Below are 23190 nucleotides of genomic sequence, written 5' to 3'. Positions count from 1 at the left end.
GTTCGCGTATAAAGAACTTGTAGAAAGCCTGAGTATGAAAGACAGAGTATAAAGACACCCTCTGGGTGCAAAGGGAGAGGTCGCTTGAAACTCGATAAAGCTGCAAACAGGCGGACTGGACAATCAACCGGACGTGGCGGTACCCAGCGCAAGCCACAAAGTAAGGTGGCTTCACCGCGGGTCAATGCCGCCAGGGAAAAGGCGCGCCGTATGGGGTTGAAGTTGCAAGGCTCCGTACGCGAAGGTGTGGTGGTGGTATTGCTGGCATTATGTACCTTCCTCCTGTTGGCATTGTTCAGTTATCAATCCACGGATCCTGGTTGGTCGCATCGTGGCCCGGAAACGGCGGTCGAAAACTGGATGGGTAGCATTGGCGCCTGGCTTGCCGATGTGCTGTATTCACTATTCGGCGCCAGTGCGCTTTGGTGGCCTGGCATGCTGGGGTTTGCGGCCTGGTGGTTGATTCGTTCCCGGCAGGTACGTTTCGACGTGGACCCGGTGTCGATTGCGGTACATGCCGGCGGCTTGCTGTTGCTGATTCTGGGCACGACCACGCTCGGGGCCTTGCATTTCTATCACCCGGAAAGCTCTCTGCCTTATGCTTCCGGCGGGATTCTCGGCGAAGGACTGGTCAGTGCTCTATTGCCGTTGCTGGGCAGTGGCGGTGTCGGCCTGGTAGCGGTGGCATTCATCTTGAGCGGTTTTCCGCTGTTTACCGGCATGTCCTGGTTAACGGTTGCCGACAAGCTGGGTAGCCAGGCCTATCGTTTGGGTGGTTGGTTGAAAGCAAAACGCAACAATCGCCCGGCCAAACCAGCGCATCACTCAGCTTTTGCTGCCGAGGGTGCCACAGCTGAAACGGCGGCTAGCAAGAATGACGCCGTACGCCAGGCTGCGCCGGAAAGTCCCGTTACGCCATCCTCTCAGGACAACCCTAGTGCCAGCACTGCAAGCCGCCGTGAACCCAGCCTTGGCACTGCGGCCGGCTCGAATGAGGGGGTGCGAGCGGCAGAAGGGGAGCAATCGGCAAAGGAAACAACGATTCCTTGGGAGGCAACCGAAGAAGAAACGCTCAAGCCGGCGCCGGTAGTCAAGCCTGAGCCGGTTTCGTCACGCAAGGAGCCTAGCCTATCGGCATGGACGGCCGAGCCTGACAATGAACCTGCTACCCCGCAGGAATCCGAACCCAAAAAAGAACAACAGCAAGCGGTCGAGCCGGACCCTGTGCCAGCAGAGCCAGAACTTAAGCCTGAACCGGAGCTTAAGCCAGCGCCCGCGCCCGCGCCACAGCCAGCTTCAGTATCTCCGCCTGCAGAGGCGCCACTTCCGCCAGCCGATATCCCAGAAAAACCCTTGGAACGCGAGAGGGTCCCGGAAGTGGTACCCGAACCGGTATGGGACGACGAGGAGCCTGAGCCCCTGCCCACTTTTCGGCAAACTCCGGCAGCACCGCGAGAGAAGCCGCCTGAGGAGCCACGCCAGGAAGAGCGCCATGTGTCTCCTCCCGAGGTTTCCATTCCCGAATCGCCCGAGCGAGAGGCCCCGGAAGAGGTAGCGCCAACGGCGAATAGCGGGGATGAGCCGGCGCTATGGACCGTAGAGCACCTGCAGAGTCAGCGTCCGGTATTTGAAGATATGCCCGAGCCTGAAGGTGAGCTGCCCAGCCTGCGATTGCTCACCCCACCGACGCCGCACCAGCCCAACTACACCGAGCAGCAACTGGCGGATATGGCCGAGCTGCTGGAGGTCAGGCTGCGGGAATACGGGGTCAAGGCCGAAGTGGTGGATACCTGGCCTGGGCCGGTGATTACCCGTTTTGAAATCAAGCCCGCCGCCGGGGTCAAGGTTTCCAAAATCAGCAACCTGGCCAAGGATCTGGCACGCTCCTTGATGGTAAAGAGCGTGCGCGTGGTGGAGGTGATTCCAGGGCGACCCACGGTGGGGATCGAAATTCCCAACCCGCACCGGGCGATGATCCGCCTGCGCGAAGTGATCGACTCCGAGCGCTATCAACAGGAAACCTCCCCGTTGACCATGGCGTTGGGCCAGGACATCGGCGGTGGACCGGTTGTCGCCAACCTTGGGAAGATGCCACACCTTTTGGTCGCCGGCACCACGGGCTCGGGTAAATCCGTCGGGGTCAATGCCATGTTGATTTCCATGTTGCTCAAAGCCACCCCGGATGAGCTCAAGCTGATCATGGTCGACCCCAAGATGCTGGAACTGTCGGTTTATGACGGCATACCGCATTTGCTGGCGCCGGTGGTCACCGACATGAAGGAAGCGGCCAATGCCCTGCGCTGGTGTGTGGCAGAAATGGAGCGACGCTACAAGTTGATGGCGGCCATGGGCGTGCGCAACATTGCGGGTTTCAATGCGCGCCTGGACGAAGCCAAGCAAGCCGGTGCCCAGGTGGCGGATCCCTTATGGGAGCCTCAGCCCTGGGAAATGCACCAGACGCCGCCGATTCTTGAGAAACTGCCGTATATCGTGGTGGTGATTGATGAGTTCGCCGACATGTTCATGATCGTGGGCAAGAAGGTCGAAGAGCTCATTGCACGGCTGGCACAAAAAGCACGTGCCGCCGGGATACATCTGATTCTGGCCACGCAGCGCCCCTCGGTGGACGTAGTAACCGGCTTGATCAAGGCCAACATTCCATCGCGCATGGCATTTCAGGTGTCGTCGCGGATCGATTCGCGCACCATCCTGGATCAGGGCGGGGCGGAAAGCTTGCTGGGCCATGGTGACATGCTGTATTTGCCTGCGGGCTCAGGTCCCCCCAATCGTATCCACGGTGCCTTTGTCGATGATGATGAAGTCCATCGCGTGGTGGATGACTGGAAGCGGCGCGGCGAACCGGAATTCGTCGAGGAAATTCTTTCAGGAGGGGTTTCCGCCGATGCCTTGACTGGCCTGGAGGCCGAGGGTGTGGACGGCGACGACGCGGAAAAGGATGCGCTTTACGATGAAGCCGTGCAGTTTGTGACGGAAACCCGGCGTGCGTCGATTTCCGCAGTACAGAGGCGATTCAAGATCGGTTACAACCGGGCGGCCAGATTGGTGGAAGCCATGGAAAGCGCGGGTGTGGTGACCTCAATGGGAACGAATGGCGCGCGGGAAGTGTTAGCGCCACCGCCTGTGGGTCATTAAACTGGTCACTCATGAAGCAGTCTTTCATGTGACAATCGTGCATGAAACGTGAAAGCGTCGCCGGTCAGGAAACCCGGCGGCGCTTTTGTCGTCTTAGTGAGTAAGTTACTGAGCAAATTGCTGAATAAGTTCTTGAGAAGGTCTTCGGATTTCAACGTGATTCGTTGAATAGCCAGTTGAATAATCAAGGCACAGAGTGCCAAGGGAGTTAGCCATGAAAGTAACCGCCCAGAAGGGATACAAGCATTACGCCACCCTGATCACGGCAGTGGCAGGGGTGATGATGGCACCGATGGCTTGGGCCGATGCCGGGCAAATGTTGACCGAGCGTCTCGACCCGCTGGAAACCTATCACGCGGATTTCGAACAGTTGATTCTGGACAGTGCCGGTGAACGCCTCCAGGAAGCGCAAGGTGAAATGTGGCTGGCTCGTCCCGGACTTCTGCGTTGGGAAGTGGAAGCGCCTTATTCTCAAGTGGTGGTCTCGACCGGCGATGAAGTGTACATGTATGACCCGGACCTGGAGCAGGTGACCGTTCAGGCAGTGGATCAGCGTGTGACCCATACCCCGGCACTGCTACTTTCCGGCAGTAGTTCTGAGCTCACGGAAAACTATGAAGTGTTCCATAACCGGGAAGAAGGCCGCGATGTGTTCACGTTGGTACCGATGGGAGCTGATACCCTGTTTGAAGAACTCACCATGTTCTTCGATGACGACACCTTGACGCGTCTGTTGATGACCGATAGCACCGGTCAGCGCACGGCCATCACTTTCAGCGATATCGACTACAACCGTTATATTGATCCTGAACGTTTCATTTTTAGCGTGCCAGATGGGGTCGATGTAATTCGCGACACCTATTGATTCAATCTCTTGTGATTCACCCTTTTTGACCCGCTTCGTCATCCTGCCTGGCTCGCCAGGCCATAATTTCGGCGAAGCGCTTTTCCTGTCCCAAATCGCTTGGCTGGTAGAACTGCTCATGAGGTAGTGCGTCCGGCCAGCAATCATGTTCACTACCCGCCGGGTAGCCTCCGGGTTCGTTGTGAGCGTAGCGATAGCCCTGACCATGCCCTAGGGTTTTCATCAGCGCCGTTGGGGCATTGCGTAAGTACGTAGGGACTTCCAGTTGCGGCTGTTGCCTGACAAAGGCATTGGCCGCTTTCCAGGCGCTATCGATACGGTTGCTTTTGGGGGCTACCGCCAAGTGAATCGCCGCCTGAGCCAAGGCGCGCTGGCCCTCGTAATCGCCTAAACGTAAATAGGCATCCCAGGCGGCCATGACCAAGGGTAGGGCGCGTGGGTCGGCATTGCCGACATCTTCCGAGGCGATGGCTGCCAATCGGCGTACCACGTCCAAAGGGTCGCCGCCGCCCTGCATGAAACGGGCCATGTAAAGCAGTGCTGCATCCGGACGTGAGGAACGCACGGACTTGTGAATCGCCGAAAGCAGGTCGTAGTAGACATCGCCCTGTTTATCAAAGGCGCCAGCCTGATGGCCCAGTACATCGGCCAGCGCCTCTTGGCTAAGTACTTCCCGGCCGTTTTGCTGTTGAGTGAAATCACAGGCGGTTTCAAGTAACCCCAAGGCACGCCTGGCATCGCCGCCACTGGCGTGCGCCAATACACGCAATATCTCTTCATCTACCTGAATTGACCTGCTTCCCAGCCCGCGGGCTGGGTCATGTAAGGCTCGATACATTACCTCGACCAGCTCAGTATCACTCAGCGGCTTCAACACATAGACCCTGGCTCGCGAAAGCAAGGCGGAGTTGACTTCAAAGGAAGGGTTCTCGGTCGTCGCGCCGATCAAGGTAACCAGCCCAGATTCTACATGGGGCAAGAGGGCATCCTGCTGGCTTTTGTTGAGCCGATGAATCTCGTCGAGAAACAGCAGGACCGGCGTGGGTGCGAGAGCCTGGGCGCGCTCCACCACGGCGCGCAGCTCCTTGACCCCCGCCATCACGGCACTTAGATGCTCCAGATGCGCACCGGACTCGGCTGCGAGTATCTCGGCCAGGGTCGTTTTGCCTACGCCTGGTGGTCCCCATAGAATCATGGAGCGGATAACACCGGTTTCCACCATGCGTCGCAGGGGTTTTCCGGCTGAGACCAAAGCTTGTTGGCCAACATAGTCGTCCATATTGCGCGGGCGCATCCGAAATGCCAGCGGTGCTTGGTCGTGAGGGGTGGCGCGACTAAAAAGATCCATGAGAAACTCCGTAGAACAACCGCCTTTTTAGGCGCTGCCTGTGGTAATAGCCTACATAGCGGGCTACCTTAGGCATTGGCACTCGCCGATCAGACCATCAGCATTATGTGTCACTGAGTGGCTGAAGCCAGTCGAGCGGCATGAGTTGAGAAAGGAGATGATTCGATGTTAAGTCAACTACGTCAAGATCATGCCAATATGGCGCGTATTCTGCACGTTTTGCAGCTTAAGTATAAAACCCTGGACAAAGGGGAGCGCCCGAATTTCCAACTGATGCGGGAAGTCGTCGACTACATCCTGTCTTACATGGAAGGGTTTACCCAGCCGATCGAACGGGTGTGCGTCGATTATCTTCAAACCAAGGCGCCCGAATATGCCGAGCTTGGCAAGCAGATGGCGGAAGATTACCGAGCACTTCACGGTCGCCTCAAGCGTCTTTCCAATGATATCGACATGATCCTGATGGATGCGATAGTGCCGATGGATCGCTTCGCTGCCGACCTTAAGGCTTATGTGGAAACGCATCGTCGTTACCTGCGCCAGGAACGTGAAGAGCTGTTTCCCTTGATTCGCGAGCATTTGAATGAAGAAGAAATGCAGCAGCTCAAGAAGACACTGCCAGATGGCACGGAGCAAGCGCTCAAGCGCTTGCAAGAAGCCTACCCCGAGATTTACGCGGAGTTGCGTGAGGCAGAAGTCCCATCTTTTTGAGCGAAGTTAAAGTCGTTATCACCTGATCAAGGCATGGTAGCATGGCGGTTTTTAGGGCCGAGTGGATGTTTTGATGCTTGTCGAAAGCGCCATGGCCGGGCCGGTACTGATATTTGATTCCGGTGTCGGTGGGTTGTCCGTTGTCGCTGAATTGCGCGCTCATAACCCTGAAGCGGCCCTGTGCTACGCCTGTGATAATGCCATGTTGCCTTATGGGACCCGCGAAGATAACTGGCTGACTGCGCGCATTCTTGCGGTATGCAGTGCCGCCGTGGATGCCTGTCGTCCGAGCATACTGGTTGTGGCCTGCAATACCGCCAGTACGCTGGCATTGGGCAAGCTGCGCGAACATTTGAGCATTCCCGTCGTGGGGACGGTGCCGGCGATAAAGCCTGCCGCCCAGGCAAGCCGAACGCATCACATCGGGCTTCTGGCCACCAGTGCCACCATCGCTCGGCCTTATACCCATCGCTTGATCGATGCCTTCGCTTCTGACTGCCAGGTAACGCGAGTCGCTGCCGATGAGTTGGTCGTGGAGGCGGAAACCCTTTTGGCGACGGGGAAGGCGCCGAATACCACGCGAATCAACGCCGTTTTGAGCCCGATTTGGCAAGCCACTCGCCAGACCCCGCCAATGGATGCGGTGGTACTTGGCTGCACCCATTTTCCATTGTTGCTGCCCTGGTTGGTCGAACTTGCCCCATGCCCTCTGAATTGGATCGATTCCAGCCCGGCGATTGCCCGCCGCGTCGCTCAGGTAGCCCCGGATCTAGCCACTCACCCGCTTGATGGCAGCTGCTTTACCACAGCACCGATTACGCCACTTGAGCCCAGGCTTGCCGCCTACGGCTTTGTCGATTTTCATCTGCTGGACATACCCCAAATATCCTGATGCCCGTCTTGGCCGACCATAGGTACGAAGCGTTTTTATTGGCCCGTTGCGGACTAATTCACCGTATTGATTCGACTTGCATTACACCGACCTAGCATGCCGTCATTGAGAGGAGCTCCTTTGGCTATTCCCGTTGTTGACCCCGCACATTACACCGCACAATTAGCTGAAAAGCGTGAGCAGATCATCCACGACTTTGCCTGTTTCGAGCCCCCCGAGCTTGAGGTATTCACCTCGCCTCCCAGCCATTACCGTCAGCGTTGCGAATTTCGCATCTGGCATGAAGGCGACGATCTATTTTATGCCATGTTTGAGGTTGATCCGGAAAACCCCAAAGACAAACGCACCGTGCGAATGGATCAATACCCAGTGGCGAGCCGCCGAATCAATGAGTTGATGCCTCAGTTGCGTGAAGCGTTTCTGGAAAGCGATGTCTTGCGACGCAAGCTCTTTCAAGTGGAATTTCTAACCACGCTTTCCGGTGAAGCGTTAGTCACGCTGGTGTACCACCGCCCGCTGGAGGATGCCTGGGAGGCTCAGGCGCGCGCCCTGGAAGCTCGATTGGGAATCATGATTATCGGTCGTTCGCGCAAGCAACGGTTGGTACTCAGTCATGACCATGTATGGGAACGGCTGGAAGTGGGTGGCCGAGAACTGGTTTATCAGCAAGTGGAAAATAGTTTTACTCAACCCAATGCGCAGATATGCCGGGCCATGTTGAGCTGGGCGCTTGAGGTGACCCAAGGGAGCGAATCAGCGGATCTGGTGGAGCTTTATTGCGGCAATGGTAATTTTACCGTGGCGTTAGCGGGAAATTTTCGCCGCGTATTGGCAACGGAAATTTCACGTACTTCAGTCGCAAGTGCCAACGTCAACCTGCAAGCCAATCAGGTGAGTAACGCTCAGGTGGCGCGCATGTCCGCAGAGGAGTTCTCGCAAGCATTGAAAGGCGAGAAAAAAGGTCGGCGGGTGGCCGAGATGGCGCTGGAAGCCTATGCATTTTCAACGGTACTGGTGGACCCGCCGCGTGCCGGTCTGGACGAGGAGAGCTGTCGGCAACTTAGCGAATATCAACGAATTGTCTATATTTCATGCAATCCCGCTACCTTGCTTGACAACTTGCAGGTACTGACGAGCACTCACCGAATAACGCGATTTGCCTTATTTGACCAGTTCCCATTTACCAAGCATTGTGAATGTGGCGTGCTGCTGCAGCGAATCGATGGTACAGCATGACGGGCTTGATGCCTGATCGGTATGCGTTATGAGCAAGATGGCAGGGGTTAGGGTGTGGCGACTCACTAGAGTAAGCTAGAGTTCAAAGTGGGCCAATGGCCTGTTGTCATGTGTTTTTCGGCCAAATTACTGGCCCAGGCAGTCGAGGTGATGGATGCATTACGTTGCAATCGAAGAAAGCCGGCAAGATATACTCAAGCAGTTGCGTGAACGTCTGCAAAGCCGCCTGGATGCCCCTCGCGCTGCTGCGATTGAGGCGTTTGCCCGTCATTTCTATGCCACCGTACCGGTCGAAGACCTTATCGATCGCCGCCTGGATGACCTCTATGGCGCGACCCTTTCGGTCTGGCAGTTTTTACAACGGCATGACCCGGAAAAGCCCAAGGTTCGCGTCTTCAATCCTGATTTCGAAGAGCATGGCTGGCAATCCACGCATACCTTCGTGGCAGTATTGCATGAGGACATGCCGTTTCTAGTCGACTCGGTACGTATTGAGCTTAATCGCCATGGCTTGACGGTACATGCCATTCAGAATGCGGTATTGGCGGTGGAGCGTGATAGCCAATACCAGTTGCAAGCTTTGGCCTCGCCACGTGATGAAAATGCCCCGCCGATGCGGGAATCCCTGATTGTGATCGAGGTCGACCGCCATACCGATCCTTCCGCGCTGCATGATATCGAAGTTCAGCTACACAAGGTTCTGCGAGATGTGCGCACGGCCGTGCGCGACTACGACGCCATGTGTGAGCGTATCAGGGCGGCTATTCAGGAAACTGAAAGGGTCTGCCCTCCGCAGGTCGATCCGGATGACCATGAAGAAGCGATTGCCTTTCTTGAGTGGCTACTCAAGGATAATTTTACCCTGTTGGGGTACGACGAATATGTGCTTGAGCAAGGTGAGCTAAAGCGCGATGAGTCGAGTGTGCTGGGGGTGTTCCGATTGAACCAGCCGCGTTACCGCGAGCGCATTCGGACCTCTGAAGGGATCGATGATACTCACGGCTATGTCGTGGTGCCGCAGCTACTCTCGTTTGCCAAAAGTGCTCATCATTCCCGGATACATCGCCCGACATATCCCGATTACATCACCGTCGACCGCTATGATGAACAAGGCAACGTGCTTGGCGAGCGGCGCTTTTTCGGCTTGTTCACCGCCACGGTATATAACGAATCGCCCCGCAATATTCCGCTACTCAGGCGCAAGCTCAAGGCGGTGATGGACATTGCCGGTTTCAACCCGCAGGGGCATAACGGCAAGCAGCTTTTGCAGGTATTGGAAGTCTTTCCCCGTGACGATCTTTTCCATATCGATACCGAGTCGCTGGCCAGCACCGCCTTGGGGATTCTCAATATCCGTGAGCGACGGCAGGTGCGGTTGTTCATTCGCGCTGATCTCAGCGGTAAGTTCTATTCCTGCCTGGTGTTCGTGCCGCGTGATGTGTTTTCCACCGACTTGCGCCAACGCTTGCAAAATATGCTGTGTGAAGAACTGGATGCCAGTTTTGGCGACTTCAACACCTACCTCTCCGAATCGATATTGGCACGCATTCAGCTGGTATTGCGCTTCAATGGCGAAACGCCCAAAGATTTCGATCTCAAGCGCCTGGAAGCCAAGGTGGCGCAGCTGGCGCGCAGCTGGCGAGATGAACTGCATGCCGCGATGATCGAGGGGTTCGGCGAAGAACAAGCTAACCATTTGATGGATGATTTTCGCGATGCGTTTTCCGCAAGCTATCGCGATGATTACGGTGCGCGTACCGCAGTGTTTGATATGCAGCACCTAGTGGAACTGGATGGCGGCGAAGACCTGTCCTTGTCGTTATATAGGCCACTGGAAGAGCAAGGCGGTGGGGTCAATCTCAAACTGTTTCATAAGCAGACCCCGATCCCGCTTTCCGATGTGTTGCCGATGATGGAAAACCTGGGCTTGAGAGTGGTGGGTGAGCGGCCCTATGAAATCGATGCAACCCATATGCGTTACTGGATTCATGATTTTGAACTTGAGCACAGCCGTAGCGTGAGCGTGAGCTTGAGTGAAATGCGTGATTCCTTCGTCGAGGCCTTCCGGCATATCTGGTCGGGAACAGCCGAAAATGACGCCTACAATCGCTTGATCATCGGCGCCAATCTGGGATGGCGAGAAGTCGCCATGCTGCGTGGTTACGCACGTTATCTGAAGCAGATTCGTTTCGGTATGTCCCAGGACTACATTGCCGCCACGCTGGCCAACCACCCCGATATTACTCGCAACTTGGTAGAGCTGTTTCGCCTGCGTTTTGATCCATCTCAGCAAGAGGCGAATACCGAGGTTTGCCTGGCACGTCTGCATGAACAGCTTGATAGCGTAGCGAGCTTGAACGACGACCAACTGATTCGTCGCTTTATAGAATTGATAATGGCTACGCTGCGTACCAATTACTATCAATTGACCAAGAGCGGTGAACCCAAGGATTACATCGCCTACAAGCTGGAGCCCTCCAAAGTCACCGGGATGCCCAAGCCGCGCCCGATGTATGAAATCTTCATGTGTTCGCCCCGGGTCGAAGGCTTGCATCTGCGTGGCGGCAAGGTGGCACGCGGTGGGTTGCGTTGGTCGGATCGCCATGAGGATTACCGTACCGAGGTGCTGGGTCTGGTCAAGGCACAGCAAGTCAAGAATGCGGTGATCGTGCCGGTGGGCGCCAAGGGTGGATTTATATGCAAACGCATGCCGGAAAACCCTGACCGCGATACGTTGCAACGCGAAGGGATCATCTGCTACAAGACCTTCATTCGGGCACTGCTGGACGTAACCGATAACCTGGTGGGCGGTGAAGTGGTGCCGCCGCCGAGCGTGGTGCGTCATGATGAAGCCGATGCCTACCTGGTGGTGGCCGCCGACAAGGGCACGGCGACTTTTTCCGATATTGCCAATGAAATCTCGCTGGAGTACGGCCACTGGCTGGGGGATGCCTTCGCCTCGGGGGGCGCCAATGGTTACGACCACAAGAAAATGGGGATTACCGCTCGTGGTGCCTGGGAGTCGGTCAAACGTCATTTCCGCAGCCTGAATATCGATACTCAGCAAGAGCCCTTCACGGTGGTGGGCATCGGTGACATGGGCGGTGACGTCTTCGGTAACGGCATGCTGCTCTCCGACAAGATTCACCTGGTGGGGGCGTTCAACCACCTGCATATCTTTGTCGACCCCACCCCGGATGAGCAAACCAGCTTTGCGGAACGTAAGCGCCTGTTCGACATGCCGCGTTCCAGTTGGGATGATTACAGCCGTGAACTGATTTCCGAAGGCGGCGGTATCTTCAGTCGCAGCGCCAAATCCATCGCGATTACCAAGCCGATGCAAAGTGCTTTGGGCATTACGCAAACCCACCTTTCTCCCAATGAATTGATTCGTGCCATGCTCAAATCCTCGGTGGATTTGATCTGGAACGGCGGTATCGGAACCTACGTCAAAAGTAGCGAGGAAAGCGATGCCGATGTGGGCGACAAGACCAATGACGCCTTGCGCATTAACGGCACCGATCTCAATTGTCGAGTGGTCGGCGAAGGCGGCAACCTGGGCCTGACTCAGCGTGGGCGCATGGAAGCCGCTGAGCGAGGCGTGCTGCTCTATACCGATTTCATCGATAATGCAGGTGGGGTCAACTGCTCCGACCATGAGGTCAATATCAAGATATTGATCGATGAAGTGGTCAAGCGCGGTGACATGACCGAGAAGCAGCGCAATCAGCTCCTGGCGGACATGACCGAAGAAGTCGCTGACTTGGTCATCAGGGATAATTATCGCCAGACTCAAGCGCTGGATTTATCGGCTCTGCTATCGCGTCAAAGCATCGGGCCTTTCCGGCGTTTCATCAGCGAGCTGGAAGCCACGGGTCAAATTGACCGTGAACTGGAATTTCTGCCTACCGATGAAGTGATCAAGGAGCGTGCCGGAAGCGGCCAGGGAATGACATTGCCGGAATTGTCGGTATTGATCTCCTATGCCAAGAGCACCCTGAAAGGCGACTTGATTGCCTCGGAAGTACCGGATGATCCGATCATTACCCGCTACCTGGAACGCATTTTCCCCAAGGTGCTGGTCGAGCGCTTCAAGCCCGAGATGTACGATCACCGCCTCCGGCGTGAAATTGTGGCGACCCAGGTAGCCAATGACCTGGTTGACCACATGGGCATCGTGTTCACTCGTCGCTTGATGGATTCCACGGGGGCGGGGCGCGCCGATATCGCCCGTGCTTATATCGTGGCCCGCGACAGCTTCAATTTATCCGAGCTTTGGCAGCAGATCGAAGCCTTGGACAATCAGGTCGAAAGCCAGGTGCAGTATTCCATGATGCTGGATGTGATGCGGATGTTGCGCCGCGCGACGCGCTGGTTCCTGCGTCAACATCTGGGTCTTGCGACTCGGGAGGCCATCGAGTACTTTGGCCCGCGTCTGGGGCAATTGCAGGAAGATATCGGTGAGCTTCTGCGTGGCGAAGAACAGGCGCGTTGGGAGCAGCGCCGTGACCAGCTGCTCGGGGCCGGTGCCCCGGCTACCTTGGCTGCCTCGGTGGCGGCTGCGCCGAGCCTCTATGCCGGGCTGGGTATTATTCAGACGGCACGCCAGACCAATGAAAAACCTCAGCGAGTGGCGGAGGTGTTCTACGAAATCGGCAGTCGCCTGGAACTGCCGTGGATGATTCAGCAGGTCACCGAGCTGGATGTGCGTGACAGCTGGCAGGCGCAAGCGCGGGAAACGTTCCGCGACGATATCGATCGTCAACAGCTGGCGCTTACCAGTAGCGTGCTCAAACTAGAGGCCGGAAATCGCGACACTCAGGAGAGGGTGGCGCAATGGCTGGCGCTTCATGCTCACTTGCATCAGCGCTGGTGCCGCCTGATCGAAGAGGTGCGCAGCGGTAACGAAGGCGGTTTTGCCTTGTTTGCCGTCGCGGTACGCGAGCTGGTGGACCTGGCCGAGAGCGATAGCGAAAGCTAGCACTGCCGCAATGGCCGGATGTTCTCGGCAACCTCAACCCCGTGCTCGTTACCGAGCGCGGGGTTCGTCGTTATGCGGCTTTACGCTATACTCGCCGCGCATCGTTATTTGTCGCCCGCCTGCTTTGGAGCATCTATGTACGCATTGGCCCGTTCGCTGTTGTTTCGCCTGGATCCGGAAACCGCTCATGACACGACCCTGAGTGCCTTGGATCGGTTACATCGGCTGCGGTTGGTGCAGCGCCTGGCAGGCAAGGCAATCGCAGACCCGGTCACCTTGATGGGACTTACCTTTCCCAACCGGGTAGGTCTGGCGGCGGGGCTCGACAAGAATGCCGACCATCTGGATGCACTCGGCGCCTTGGGGTTCGGTTTCGTCGAAGTAGGCACCGTGACCCCCAAGGCGCAGGCAGGCAATCCCAAGCCGCGCATGTTTCGTCTGCCCGAGCAGGGTGCCATCATCAACCGGATGGGCTTCAATAACGCCGGCGTGGCGCATTTGGTCGCCCAGGTGAAAAAGCACCGTTATACCGGCGTGGTAGGTATCAATATCGGCAAAAACCTGACCACACCGGTGGAAAGTGCCTTGGATGATTACTTGGTGTGCTTGAACCAGGTACATGAGGTGGCGGGTTACATCACCGTGAACATTTCATCCCCCAATACCCCGGGGTTGCGCACGTTGCAGTTTGGTGAGCAACTCAATGCGCTGTTGGAGCCACTGCGTGAACAAGCCACCCGGCTGGATCAACAAAGCGGGCGGCGCGTGCCGCTGCTTATCAAGATCGCCCCGGACATGACGCCGGAAGAAGTCGAACTGGTGTCTCAAAGTATTCGTGACAATGCCCTGGACGGCGTGATTGCCACCAATACCACGGTGTCACGCGAGGCAGTACTTGGCCTGGAACATGCCCAAGAGCAGGGCGGGCTATCCGGGCGGCCGGTGCTCGAGGCATCCAATACCGTCATTCGTGAACTGAGACGCCACCTGCCGACACTTCCGATCATCGGGGTGGGCGGGATCGATAACAAGGAAGCAGCGTTAGCCAAACGCGAGGCCGGTGCGGATCTGGTGCAACTGTATTCGGGGTTGATTTATCGTGGCCCCAAACTTGTTCAGGAGTGCGCCAAGGCATTGGCCCAGAAAGACAAGGAGGAGGCTTAATAGCATCAAAAAGCCCGCGAAAACGCGGGCTAGGTGCACAACTCAACCAGGCATGGAGCCAATTAAAAGATGAAAGGTGGCTGAGTCGGTTACATGACCATGGGGTTTTTATGGATGCCGGAAACGCCGGTCATTCCATCCCATTGGTCTCCCCGACCTTCACGCCAACCACTCATCCAGTATTCGCGAAGATTGACCTCTTGACTGGGGCAATCATCGCGGGAACGACCGGTAAGCCCTGCCTTATAACCGTGAACATAAGCACGCTGGAAGCGATCACGTTTTTGTCGTTTCATTGGCTAACCTCTTATCATGAAAGCCGTTTTTTTAAAAATAAAAGCCTGTTTCGACGTGCTGGATTTTTGAAGCACTGCCTCTACTGCTGCTTTTATTTCAAGAGCTATCTTTCAAGAGAAGGTACCTATACTAGCGGAAATGACCGGCTATGAAGTACCCATTTTGGCCAGCGGTAACCATACCGTTACCGTGACAAGGAACGCATGCGTTTTGTGTAGCTACCCTGTTATTGTTAGCTCATTATGGTCCCCTTTGTCGACCCCCAAATTGTCATAAGACGTAAACTTAATCGTTATAAATAGGAATAGGCGCCGAGCCGCCACACATACCATGACCGAGCCGACCCACGAATCCCCTCTGAATCTGCTGGCGAGCTGCCCCAAAGGCATCGAACTTCTCCTGGCCGATGAACTCACCGACCTAGGTGCCACACCTGGAAAGACCACCGTCGCCGGCGTTTATTTTACCGCTAGCCTGGAAACGGCTTACCGCATCTGCCTGTGGTCCCGGTTAGCCAATCGCATCATCTTGTGTCTGGTGCGCGAATCGATGGTGGAGTCCCCGGAACAGCTACGCATGGCAACTGCGGCCTTGAACTGGGCGCAGCATGTGGTGCCGGGCCGCACCCTTGCAGTGGATTTTCACGGACGCAGCGACCAGATTCGCCATACCCGTTTCGGCGCCCAGACCGTCAAGGACGGCGTGGTGGATGCCCTGCAGCTGGCTGGCCAGCCACGTCCCGATATCGACCTGAAAATGCCCGACCTACGTCTCTACGCCAACCTGCATCGCGCCAACCTGACCCTGGGTATAGATATTTCCGGGGAAAGCCTGCACCGGCGTGGCTATCGCCGTGAGGTGGGCCATGCGCCGCTGAAGGAGAACCTTGCCGCCGCCTTGCTGGTAAGAGCTGGCTGGCCCAAGCGGGCCGAAGCAGGCGAAGCCCTGCTTGATCCACTGTGCGGTGCCGGCACCCTGGTGATCGAGGCAGCAATGATGGCGGCGGATGTCGCCCCCAACCTGGCGCGCCAGCGTTTCGGTTTCCACGGTTGGGCCGGGCATCAGGAAAATGTCTGGATAGACGTCAAGAAACAGGCCGAAGAGCGTGCCAGCCTTGGGCGCAAGCGCTGCAAGTCCCCACTGTTCGGATTCGATCAGAGCCCGACGGCACTTTCAGCCGCCAATGCCAACGCCATGCGCGCAGGCATTCCTGCCTTGATCCAGTTTGAAGGGGCAAGCCTAACGCAACTGCAGCGTCCCGCATCCCTGGAAGACACTGACCGGGGACTGGTGATTACCAACCCGCCCTATGGTGAACGCTTGGGTGAATTACCCGAGCTGGTCACGCTTTATGCAAAGCTGGGTGAGCGCGTCAAGGCAGAATTTCCCGGCTGGACGCTTGCCCTATTCACTGGCAACCCTGACTTGGGGCATCGCCTCGGCTTGCGTGCCCATAAGCAGTACGCGCTAAAGAACGGGCCTTTGGATGCCAAGCTGCTGCTCATGAATATTCCCGATACCTCCGAGCAGGCCGTGCAAACGTCGCCAAAAAGCATGCCGCAAGATGTGAGTGAAAACCTGAGCGTGGGGATGAAAGAAGCGACCCAAGAAATAGCGGAAGGCGAGCCAGGAGAGAGTGCTGCAGAGCCAGGCGAAGGCGCCCAGATGTTTGCCAATCGCTTGCGCAAGAACCAGAAGCGGCTGAAGAAATGGATCAAGCAAAGCGGTGAGACGTGCTATCGCCTGTACGACGCCGACATGCCTGAGTACGCTTTGGCGATTGACTGCTATCTCGACCGTGTCCATGTGCAGGAATACGCGCCGCCGCGTTCGATCAATCCCGCCCAAGCGCAAAAGCGCCTCTACGACGCCCTGGAAGTATTGCCTGAAGCCTTGGGGGTGGATGCCAGCAATATTTATGTCAAGCAGCGCGAGCGTCAGACCGGCAAGGCTCAGTATCAAAAGCGCGGCGCCAGTGGCGAGCGTTTTGAAGTGCGCGAGGGCGATGCCCGGCTATGGGTGAACTTGCGCGATTATCTGGATACCGGTCTGTTTCTCGATCACCGTCCGGTGCGTCGCATGCTGAAAGAAATGGCCGACGGCAAGCGGTTTCTCAACCTTTTCTGCTACACCGCCACCGCCACGGTGCAGGCCGCACTGGGGGGTGCCAGCGACAGCGTCAGTGTGGACATGTCCAATACCTATCTGGACTGGGCACGGGACAACTTTGCCCTGAATGACCTGGACCCTGCCCAGCATCGCCTGGTGCGAGAGGACTGCTTTCACTGGCTGGAAACCGCTTCTACCCAATTCGACCTGATCTTCTTGGACCCGCCGACATTTTCCAATTCCAAGAAGATGCAGGAAACCCTGGATATCCAGCGCGATCACCCGCGCTTGCTGGACTTGGCCATGGCCCGTTTGGCTCCCGGCGGTACCTTGGTGTTTTCCAACAACCAGCGCCGTTTCAAACTGCATGGGGCGGTGGCCGAGCGTTACCAGGTGGAGGATATATCGGCGAAAAGTTTTGATCCTGATTTCCAGCGCCGCACCAACCTGCACCATGTGTTCCTGCTGCGTCATCGGGAGGGGGTGTGATTCATCTTCGCCTTTACACCACCCTAGGCTGTCATCTGTGCGAACAGCTGGAAGCCCTGGTTCATACCCTGGCCAACGACGAGGTCGTACTGTCGCCTATTGAAATCAGCGACGACGAGGCCTTGATGGCGCGCTACGGCATGCGTATTCCGGTCGTGATGGATGAGGTGGGGAAAGAGCTGGACCGTGGATTCGAGCTGGAACGCTTGAGCGAATGGTTGAAGGTACGCGGCTGGCTGGATGAAGTAGCGCTGGCAAAGTTTACCGGCCCGGCCCCGGCCCCTTCGCCCAAAGCGGCGTATCAGCGCCATGGGCGGCGGTTTCTGGGCTAGCTAGAGCATGTCCAGCAGCGATAGCTGGCGCATGGCCGCGACGCCCTCGGGACTCTCGTCATCCACATCCAGTACCTTGCAAAAGCCACGCGAGGCCTGGATGGTGGTTTCGTCTTCCAGCCACATCCTGGCTTGGCCGTGATGCTCGGCCAGTTGATGTTTCAGCCCGCCGTACTGGGTGCCGATCTGGCCCCAGGCACGGCTGAATATCCAGTCTCCGAACATATCCTGATGGATATGCACCAGTACATAGTCGTGGTCGGTTTCCCAGCGTACGATCACAAAATGTCTCCGGGCAGGGGTAGGTGAAAGGCGCGCCTATTGTAAAGCCGACCAGCGCCAAAGCCTATTCACATCCGCCTATTTACGGCTAAGAAACTACAAGGAGTCGTCCGTGAAAATCGTTGTCGATGCCAATGTTCCGGCGGCTGAACGCTGTTTTGGATTTTTCGGGGAGATGCTGCGTTTGCCGGGGCGTGAGATAACCCCGGCGGATGTGCGCGATGCGGATGCGTTGATCGTGCGCTCGGTTACTCCGGTGAATGCCGCTCTGGTGGCGAACAGTGCGCTCAGCTTCGTGGGAACCTGCACCATCGGCACCGATCATATCGATCTCGACGCTCTCAAGGCGCGGGATATCGCCTTTGCCAGTGCCCCAGGGTGCAATGCCGAGGCGGTAGTGGATTACGTGCTTTCGAGCCTTTTGACCTTGGCCGAGCGGGGAGGCTGGCAGCTGGGAGAGCGCTGTGTCGGCATCGTCGGGGTGGGTAATGTGGGTAGCCGGCTACGCTCGCGCCTTCAAGCCATGGGCGTGGCGACGCTCGCCTGTGACCCGCCACGGGCGGAGAAGGAAGGCGAAGACGGTTATGACAGCTTGGCTACCTTACTCGAGCGCTGCGATGTGATTTGCCTGCATACGCCACTGGTACCAGACGGCCGGCATGCGACCCATCATCTACTGGGCGCCCAGGAGCTCGACAGGCTGGCGCCGGGAAGCATCGTGCTCAATGCCGGACGTGGCGATTGTATCGATGGGCTGGCGCTTCGCCAATGCCTGGTGGGCAGGGGCATGGCAGGTAGAGGTTTGGTAGGCAGGGACAGTATCAGTGCGGTGCTGGATGTATGGGAGCACGAACCCGGCATTGATGCCGGGTTGCGTGATCTGGCAGCGCTGGCCACGCCGCATATCGCCGGTTACAGCCTGGATGGCAAGCTGCGCGGCAGCTGGATGATTCACGCAGCGCTTGCCGCCAAGACCGGCCGCACACCGTTGAGCCTGGACGCTCTGCTGCCGCCACCGGCGCTCGCCGAGCTCAGCCTGGCGCAGGCATTGGACGCCGAAGACGCGCTCCGGCTGTGTGTCCGTGCGGTATATGACGTGCGCAGAGACCATGACCGCCTGTGGCGTCAGATGCATGAGGAAGGAATCACGCTGGGTTTTGATCACTGCCGAGCCGACTATCCGCTACGCCGTGAGTTCTCGACATTGAAGGTGAATCTGAGCGGGGAGGCCCTGAGACTGGCGTCTTTATTGCAAGCCGCGGGATTTCAAGTCAACCAACAAACATAAAGCCTGCATAAGCAGGCTTTATCCTCAGGAAATGGCTGGCAAGCAACGTGGCTGTTACCGCTTATTGACGATAGGCGGCTTCTTTCAAGGCACGAATGCGGTCGTCCAGCGGCGGGTGGCTGGCAAAAAGGCGCTCCATGATCTTGCGGGTCTGGCCGGTGGTGATGGCGAAGGCAGTCAGGGTGTCCGGCATCTCGTCGGGCATCTGGGTTTCCGCTTTCAGGCGTGCCAGAGCGTTGACCATGGCACCGGTGCCGGCCAGGCGTGCCCCCGCGGAATCGGCACGGTATTCGCGAAAGCGCGAGAACCAGGCGACGATGATCGAGGCAATCAGGCCAAAGACGATTTCCGCCACGATAACCACCACGAAATAGCCGATAAATCCCAAGCCTCCGCCTTCGCTGCGGCTACGCAGGAAGTTGTCTACCAGATGAGCGACCACCCGGGCGAAGAACATCACGAAGGTGTTGAGCACGCCCTGAATCAGTGCCAAGGTCACCATGTCGCCGTTGGCCACGTGGCCGATCTCGTGAGCCAGCACCGCGCGTACTTCGTCCGGGCGCATGCGGTTGAGCAGACCGGCGGACACTGCCACCAAGGCGTCATCCTTGTTCCAGCCGGTAGCAAAGGCGTTGGATTGCTGGGCCGGAAATATTCCCACTTCCGGCGTCTTGATGCCTGCCTCGCGGGCCAGTTCGGCCACGGTGTCCACCAGCCACTTTTCAGTGGAATTGGAGGGTGTCTCGATGACGACCGTGCCGGTGCTGCGTTTGGCCATCCACTTGGAGATAAACAGCGAGATCATCGAGCCCGCCATGCCGAAGATAAAGCAGAAAATCAGCAGACTGGTAAAGTTGATGCCCTGCCCACGCAGATAGCTCTCCACCCCGAGCAGGCGCAGGGTAATGCTGGCGATGATGATAACCGCCAGGTTGGTTCCCAGAAAAAGCAGGATTCTCATCATGGTGCACATTCTCCGTGGGACATGTAGGAAGCCGTGTCTAAACGATGGCTTAGATGCGGCGGCCGCGCTCGAGTTTCAAACTCGGGCATGACGTTAACTCATTGCCGATAACGCGACAGGAAGTTGGCGAAGCGATCCAGGGCGTCTCCCAGTTGCTCGGCCCAGGGTAGGGTCACGATGCGCACATGATCCGGCTCCGGCCAGTTGAAGGCGGTGCCCTGTACCAGCAGAATTTTCTCTTGCAGCAACAGATCCAATACCAGTTGTTGGTCGTCCTGAATATTGAAGACCTTGGGATCAAGCCGCGGGAAGGCATATAGCGCTCCCTGAGGTTTGACGCAGGACACCCCGGGAATTGCATTGAGCTTTTCGAAGGTAATGTCGCGTTGGGCAAGCAGGCGCCCGCCGGGCAGGATCAGGTCGTTGATCGACTGGTAACCGCCGAGTGCCGTTTGGATGGCGTGCTGTGCCGGTACGTTGGCACACAGGCGCATCGAGGCCAGCATTGTCAGCCCCTGGATATAATCGGCGGCACGTTTTTTGGCAATATCCCCGGAAATGATCATCCAGCCCGAGCGAAACCCGGCGCAGCGATAGCTTTTCGACAAGCCGTTCATGGTAATGACCAGTTGGTCATCATCGGCCAGGGCGCCAGTCGAGATGTGCTCCACGCCGTCATACAGAATCTTGTCGTAGATCTCGTCGGAAAACACCACCAGATTGTGCTCGCGGGCGATGTCCAGCAGTTCACGCACCACGGCTGGAGGGTAAACCGCGCCGGTGGGGTTGTTGGGATTGATCAATACAATCGCACGGGTATGGCTGGTCACCTTGGCGCGAATATCGGCCATGTCCGGTGCCCAACCCGCCTGTTCATCGCAAAGGTAATGCACGGCATGTCCGCCGGAAAGATTCGCCGCAGCGGTCCATAAAGGGTAATCCGGGGCGGGAATCAGTACTTCATCGCCGTCGTTGAGCAGAGCCTGCATTGCCATCACGATCAGCTCGGATACGCCGTTGCCGATATAGATATCTTCCACACCGACGCCGGGGATTTCCTTGCGCTGGCATTCCTGCATGATCGCCTTGCGTGCCGAGTAGAGCCCTTTCGAATCACAGTAACCCTGGGCGGTGGCCAGGTTGCGCATGACATCTTGCAGAATTTCTTCCGGCGCTTCGAAGCCGAACGGCGCGGGATTGCCGATGTTGAGCTTGAGAATGCGCTGACCTTCCTCTTCCAGGCGTTTGGCATGATCCAGCACCGGACCGCGGATGTCGTAGCAGACATTGGCGAGTTTATCGGACTTCCGAAGCTTTTGTGATTCGAGGGGTTGCGGGGTATCCATGTAGCGTATCCAAAGGGGGTCCAGGGGCGGCCCGACAAGGCGGGCCGACACAACGTAGCGCAACGTATTATGCGATGGGAGGCTCGGCATTGTCTTGCTCGGGAGGCGCAGGCTCCGGAATATCCTGTGGCGTTTCCAGCGTCAAGCGCCCGAGCTTGCCGTCACGCAATTCATGCAGCAAGACTTCTGCGCCTCGGTGCAAGTCGACTTCACCGCCAGGGCGCAGGCCAGCACGCCGAGCAGCAATCTCCTTGAGAATGGCGTAGCCATCAAAACCTGCCAGCGCCAGGAAATCCGGCTTTTGCGGGCCGTCTGCGTCCACGCCATGGGGTTGTTCGACGGGAGCATAGGGTGCGAGTGCCTTGAGCTTGAAGCGGGCCTTGAGCGCTTCCGGATAGCGTTTGGCTAGTTCTGCGCTGGTGACGATGGCCACATCGGTGTATTCGATTGCGGTATCGCGGATGGCGCCACTGGCGGCCAGGCGATAGGCGCTGGCTTGATCCTCGATTTTCGGCCACAACACGCCGGGAGTATCGATCAAGGCCACGCGCCCGCCGATACGCACCTTTTGCTGGCGCTTGGTTACCGCAGGCTCGTTGCCGGTCTTGGCGATTTTTCTGCCGGCCAGTCCGTTGATCAAGGTGGATTTCCCCACGTTAGGAATGCCCATCACCATGACGCGCACGTCACGGTCGGCGCGAATATGTCCGGCAAGCTCATGGCAAAGCTTGGGAATCTGCTTGAGTTCGCGCAGGTTGGTGGTGGTGACTGCCAAGGCGCGCGTGGCGTCCTGGGCATCGAAATAATCGACCCATTCCTGGGTGCGTATCGGGTCGGCCAGATCCGCCCGCGACAGTATCTTCAGCACGGGTTTATGCTGGGTCAACACCGCAAGCATGGGGTTGGCACTGGAGTAGGGAAGACGAGCATCGAGTACTTCAATCACCACGTCGATTTCCGGCAGCGCCTCCTTTATCTGGCGGCGGGCCTTGTTCATATGTCCCGGGAACCAACCGAGCATGGCATTCTCCTGCAAGCACAAAAAAGCGGGCTGCCATTCTAGCAGATGGCGCCCGCTATGCTTATGAGATATGCCTGGTCATTCGCCGGGATGAAATTCAAGCGCCACATCATTGATGCAATAGCGCAGGCCGGTGGTTTCCGGCGGCCCATCGGGAAACACATGCCCCAGATGGGCGTCACAATGCGAACAGAGCACTTCGGTGCGCTGCATGCCATGGCTGGCGTCGGTATGTTCTTCCACGCTGCGACTGCCCAAAGGACGGTCGAAGCTGGGCCAGCCGCAACCGGCATCGAACTTGTGTTCGTTTTCAAACAGCGGCGCATGACAGCATACGCAATGATAGATGCCGATTTCGTCGCTGGCGCGATGATTGCCGCTGAAGGGCGGTTCGGTGCCTTTTTCACGGGTGACGTGATACGCCTCCGGCGTTAGCTGCTCACGCCATTGTTCAGGGGTTTTTTTGATCTTGGCCATGTGTTTCTCCTTCGTGCATTAAGGCGCATGACAGCGGGGCGGTATAGGCCTGAGGTTTAGCATGCGTGATCCTGGATCGCTTCGCCAGTGTGGCGCAGTGCTTGACAGTCAATCAAGCGCTGAGTACTATACGCGCCACCTCGACGAGGCAGAAAAGTGTCCCATTCGTCTAGTGGTCCAGGACACCGCCCTTTCACGGCGGTAACAGGGGTTCGAACCCCCTATGGGACGCCAC

17 protein-coding genes and 1 tRNA gene are annotated in these 23190 nt (G+C 57.4%); 11 read left to right on the top strand and 7 right to left on the bottom strand.

Features of this window, described 5'->3' with window-relative positions; all coding sequences use genetic code 11:
- The first annotated feature begins 84 nt into the window (after positions 1-84).
- Positions 85-3153, top strand: a complete 3069-nt coding sequence (locus tag GPM19_RS14470; RefSeq protein WP_227842474.1) for a DNA translocase FtsK — start codon at positions 85-87, stop codon at positions 3151-3153.
- Positions 3154-3367: 214 nt separating this feature from the next.
- Positions 3368-4018 (top strand): outer membrane lipoprotein periplasmic chaperone LolA, encoded by a 651-nt coding sequence (gene lolA / locus GPM19_RS14465; protein WP_160419728.1) that lies wholly within the window; start codon positions 3368-3370, stop codon positions 4016-4018.
- Between the two features lie 16 nt (positions 4019-4034).
- Here lolA and GPM19_RS14460 read toward each other — a convergent pair whose 3' ends face one another.
- On the bottom strand, positions 4035-5366 hold the full coding sequence (locus tag GPM19_RS14460) for a replication-associated recombination protein A (RefSeq protein WP_160419727.1): 1332 nt from the start codon (positions 5364-5366) through the stop codon (positions 4035-4037).
- A gap of 165 nt (positions 5367-5531) precedes the next feature.
- On the opposite strand from GPM19_RS14460, the gene GPM19_RS14455 reads away from it, so the two are divergent.
- The 5 genes from GPM19_RS14455 to GPM19_RS14435 all read left to right on the top strand — a co-directional run bounded on the left by GPM19_RS14455 (position 5532) and on the right by GPM19_RS14435 (position 14350).
- Positions 5532-6077: a hemerythrin domain-containing protein gene (locus tag GPM19_RS14455; RefSeq protein WP_160419726.1), complete on the top strand. Its 546-nt coding sequence runs from the start codon at positions 5532-5534 to the stop codon at positions 6075-6077.
- A gap of 91 nt (positions 6078-6168) precedes the next feature.
- Entirely contained in the window at positions 6169-6969 is an 801-nt protein-coding gene (gene murI, locus GPM19_RS14450; protein WP_160419770.1) for a glutamate racemase, read from the top strand.
- 120 nt (positions 6970-7089) lie between these two features.
- Complete coding sequence (gene trmA / locus GPM19_RS14445) at positions 7090-8205, top strand: tRNA (uridine(54)-C5)-methyltransferase TrmA (protein WP_160419725.1); 1116 nt, start codon at positions 7090-7092, stop codon at positions 8203-8205.
- A gap of 154 nt (positions 8206-8359) precedes the next feature.
- Entirely contained in the window at positions 8360-13186 is a 4827-nt protein-coding gene (locus GPM19_RS14440; RefSeq protein ID WP_160419724.1) for an NAD-glutamate dehydrogenase, read from the top strand.
- Between the two features lie 135 nt (positions 13187-13321).
- On the top strand, positions 13322-14350 hold the full coding sequence (locus tag GPM19_RS14435) for a quinone-dependent dihydroorotate dehydrogenase (RefSeq protein WP_160419723.1): 1029 nt from the start codon (positions 13322-13324) through the stop codon (positions 14348-14350).
- Positions 14351-14439: 89 nt separating this feature from the next.
- Here GPM19_RS14435 and rmf read toward each other — a convergent pair whose 3' ends face one another.
- Entirely contained in the window at positions 14440-14646 is a 207-nt protein-coding gene (rmf, locus tag GPM19_RS14430; RefSeq protein WP_114487113.1) for a ribosome modulation factor, read from the bottom strand.
- A gap of 331 nt (positions 14647-14977) precedes the next feature.
- Between rmf and rlmKL the strand changes: the two genes are divergently transcribed.
- Positions 14978-17245, top strand: a complete 2268-nt coding sequence (gene rlmKL, locus GPM19_RS14425) for a bifunctional 23S rRNA (guanine(2069)-N(7))-methyltransferase RlmK/23S rRNA (guanine(2445)-N(2))-methyltransferase RlmL (protein ID WP_160419722.1) — start codon at positions 14978-14980, stop codon at positions 17243-17245.
- A complete protein-coding gene (locus GPM19_RS14420; protein ID WP_160419721.1) occupies positions 17242-17577 on the top strand; it encodes a glutaredoxin family protein in 336 nt (111 codons plus the stop codon). Before rlmKL ends, GPM19_RS14420 begins: the two co-directional genes overlap by 4 nt.
- Here GPM19_RS14420 and GPM19_RS14415 read toward each other — a convergent pair whose 3' ends face one another.
- Positions 17578-17859, bottom strand: a complete 282-nt coding sequence (locus GPM19_RS14415; protein WP_160419720.1) for a hypothetical protein — start codon at positions 17857-17859, stop codon at positions 17578-17580. It lies immediately after the preceding gene.
- Between the two features lie 112 nt (positions 17860-17971).
- Between GPM19_RS14415 and pdxB the strand changes: the two genes are divergently transcribed.
- Entirely contained in the window at positions 17972-19147 is a 1176-nt protein-coding gene (gene pdxB / locus GPM19_RS14410; RefSeq protein ID WP_160419719.1) for a 4-phosphoerythronate dehydrogenase PdxB, read from the top strand.
- A 61-nt stretch (positions 19148-19208) separates the two neighbouring features.
- Here the strand turns inward: pdxB and htpX are convergent, their stop codons facing one another.
- The 4 genes from htpX to msrB form a co-directional block, all read right to left on the bottom strand.
- A complete protein-coding gene (gene htpX / locus GPM19_RS14405; RefSeq protein ID WP_160419718.1) occupies positions 19209-20111 on the bottom strand; it encodes a protease HtpX in 903 nt (300 codons plus the stop codon).
- Positions 20112-20209: 98 nt separating this feature from the next.
- Positions 20210-21457, bottom strand: a complete 1248-nt coding sequence (locus GPM19_RS14400; RefSeq protein WP_160419717.1) for a pyridoxal phosphate-dependent aminotransferase — start codon at positions 21455-21457, stop codon at positions 20210-20212.
- Positions 21458-21524: 67 nt separating this feature from the next.
- On the bottom strand, positions 21525-22478 hold the full coding sequence (ylqF, locus tag GPM19_RS14395; protein WP_160419716.1) for a ribosome biogenesis GTPase YlqF: 954 nt from the start codon (positions 22476-22478) through the stop codon (positions 21525-21527).
- A 78-nt stretch (positions 22479-22556) separates the two neighbouring features.
- Positions 22557-22955 (bottom strand): peptide-methionine (R)-S-oxide reductase MsrB, encoded by a 399-nt coding sequence (gene msrB, locus GPM19_RS14390; RefSeq protein WP_160419715.1) that lies wholly within the window; start codon positions 22953-22955, stop codon positions 22557-22559.
- Positions 22956-23113: 158 nt separating this feature from the next.
- Between msrB and GPM19_RS14385 the strand changes: the two genes are divergently transcribed.
- Positions 23114-23189: transfer RNA gene (locus tag GPM19_RS14385), tRNA-Glu, on the top strand.
- The last annotated feature ends 1 nt before the right edge of the window (position 23190 follow it).

The organism is Vreelandella zhuhanensis, from assembly GCF_009793355.1.
GTDB lineage: Bacteria > Pseudomonadota > Gammaproteobacteria > Pseudomonadales > Halomonadaceae > Vreelandella > Vreelandella zhuhanensis.
Note: the sequence above shows the minus strand (reverse complement) of the source record. Positions and strands in the feature narration are given on the sequence as shown.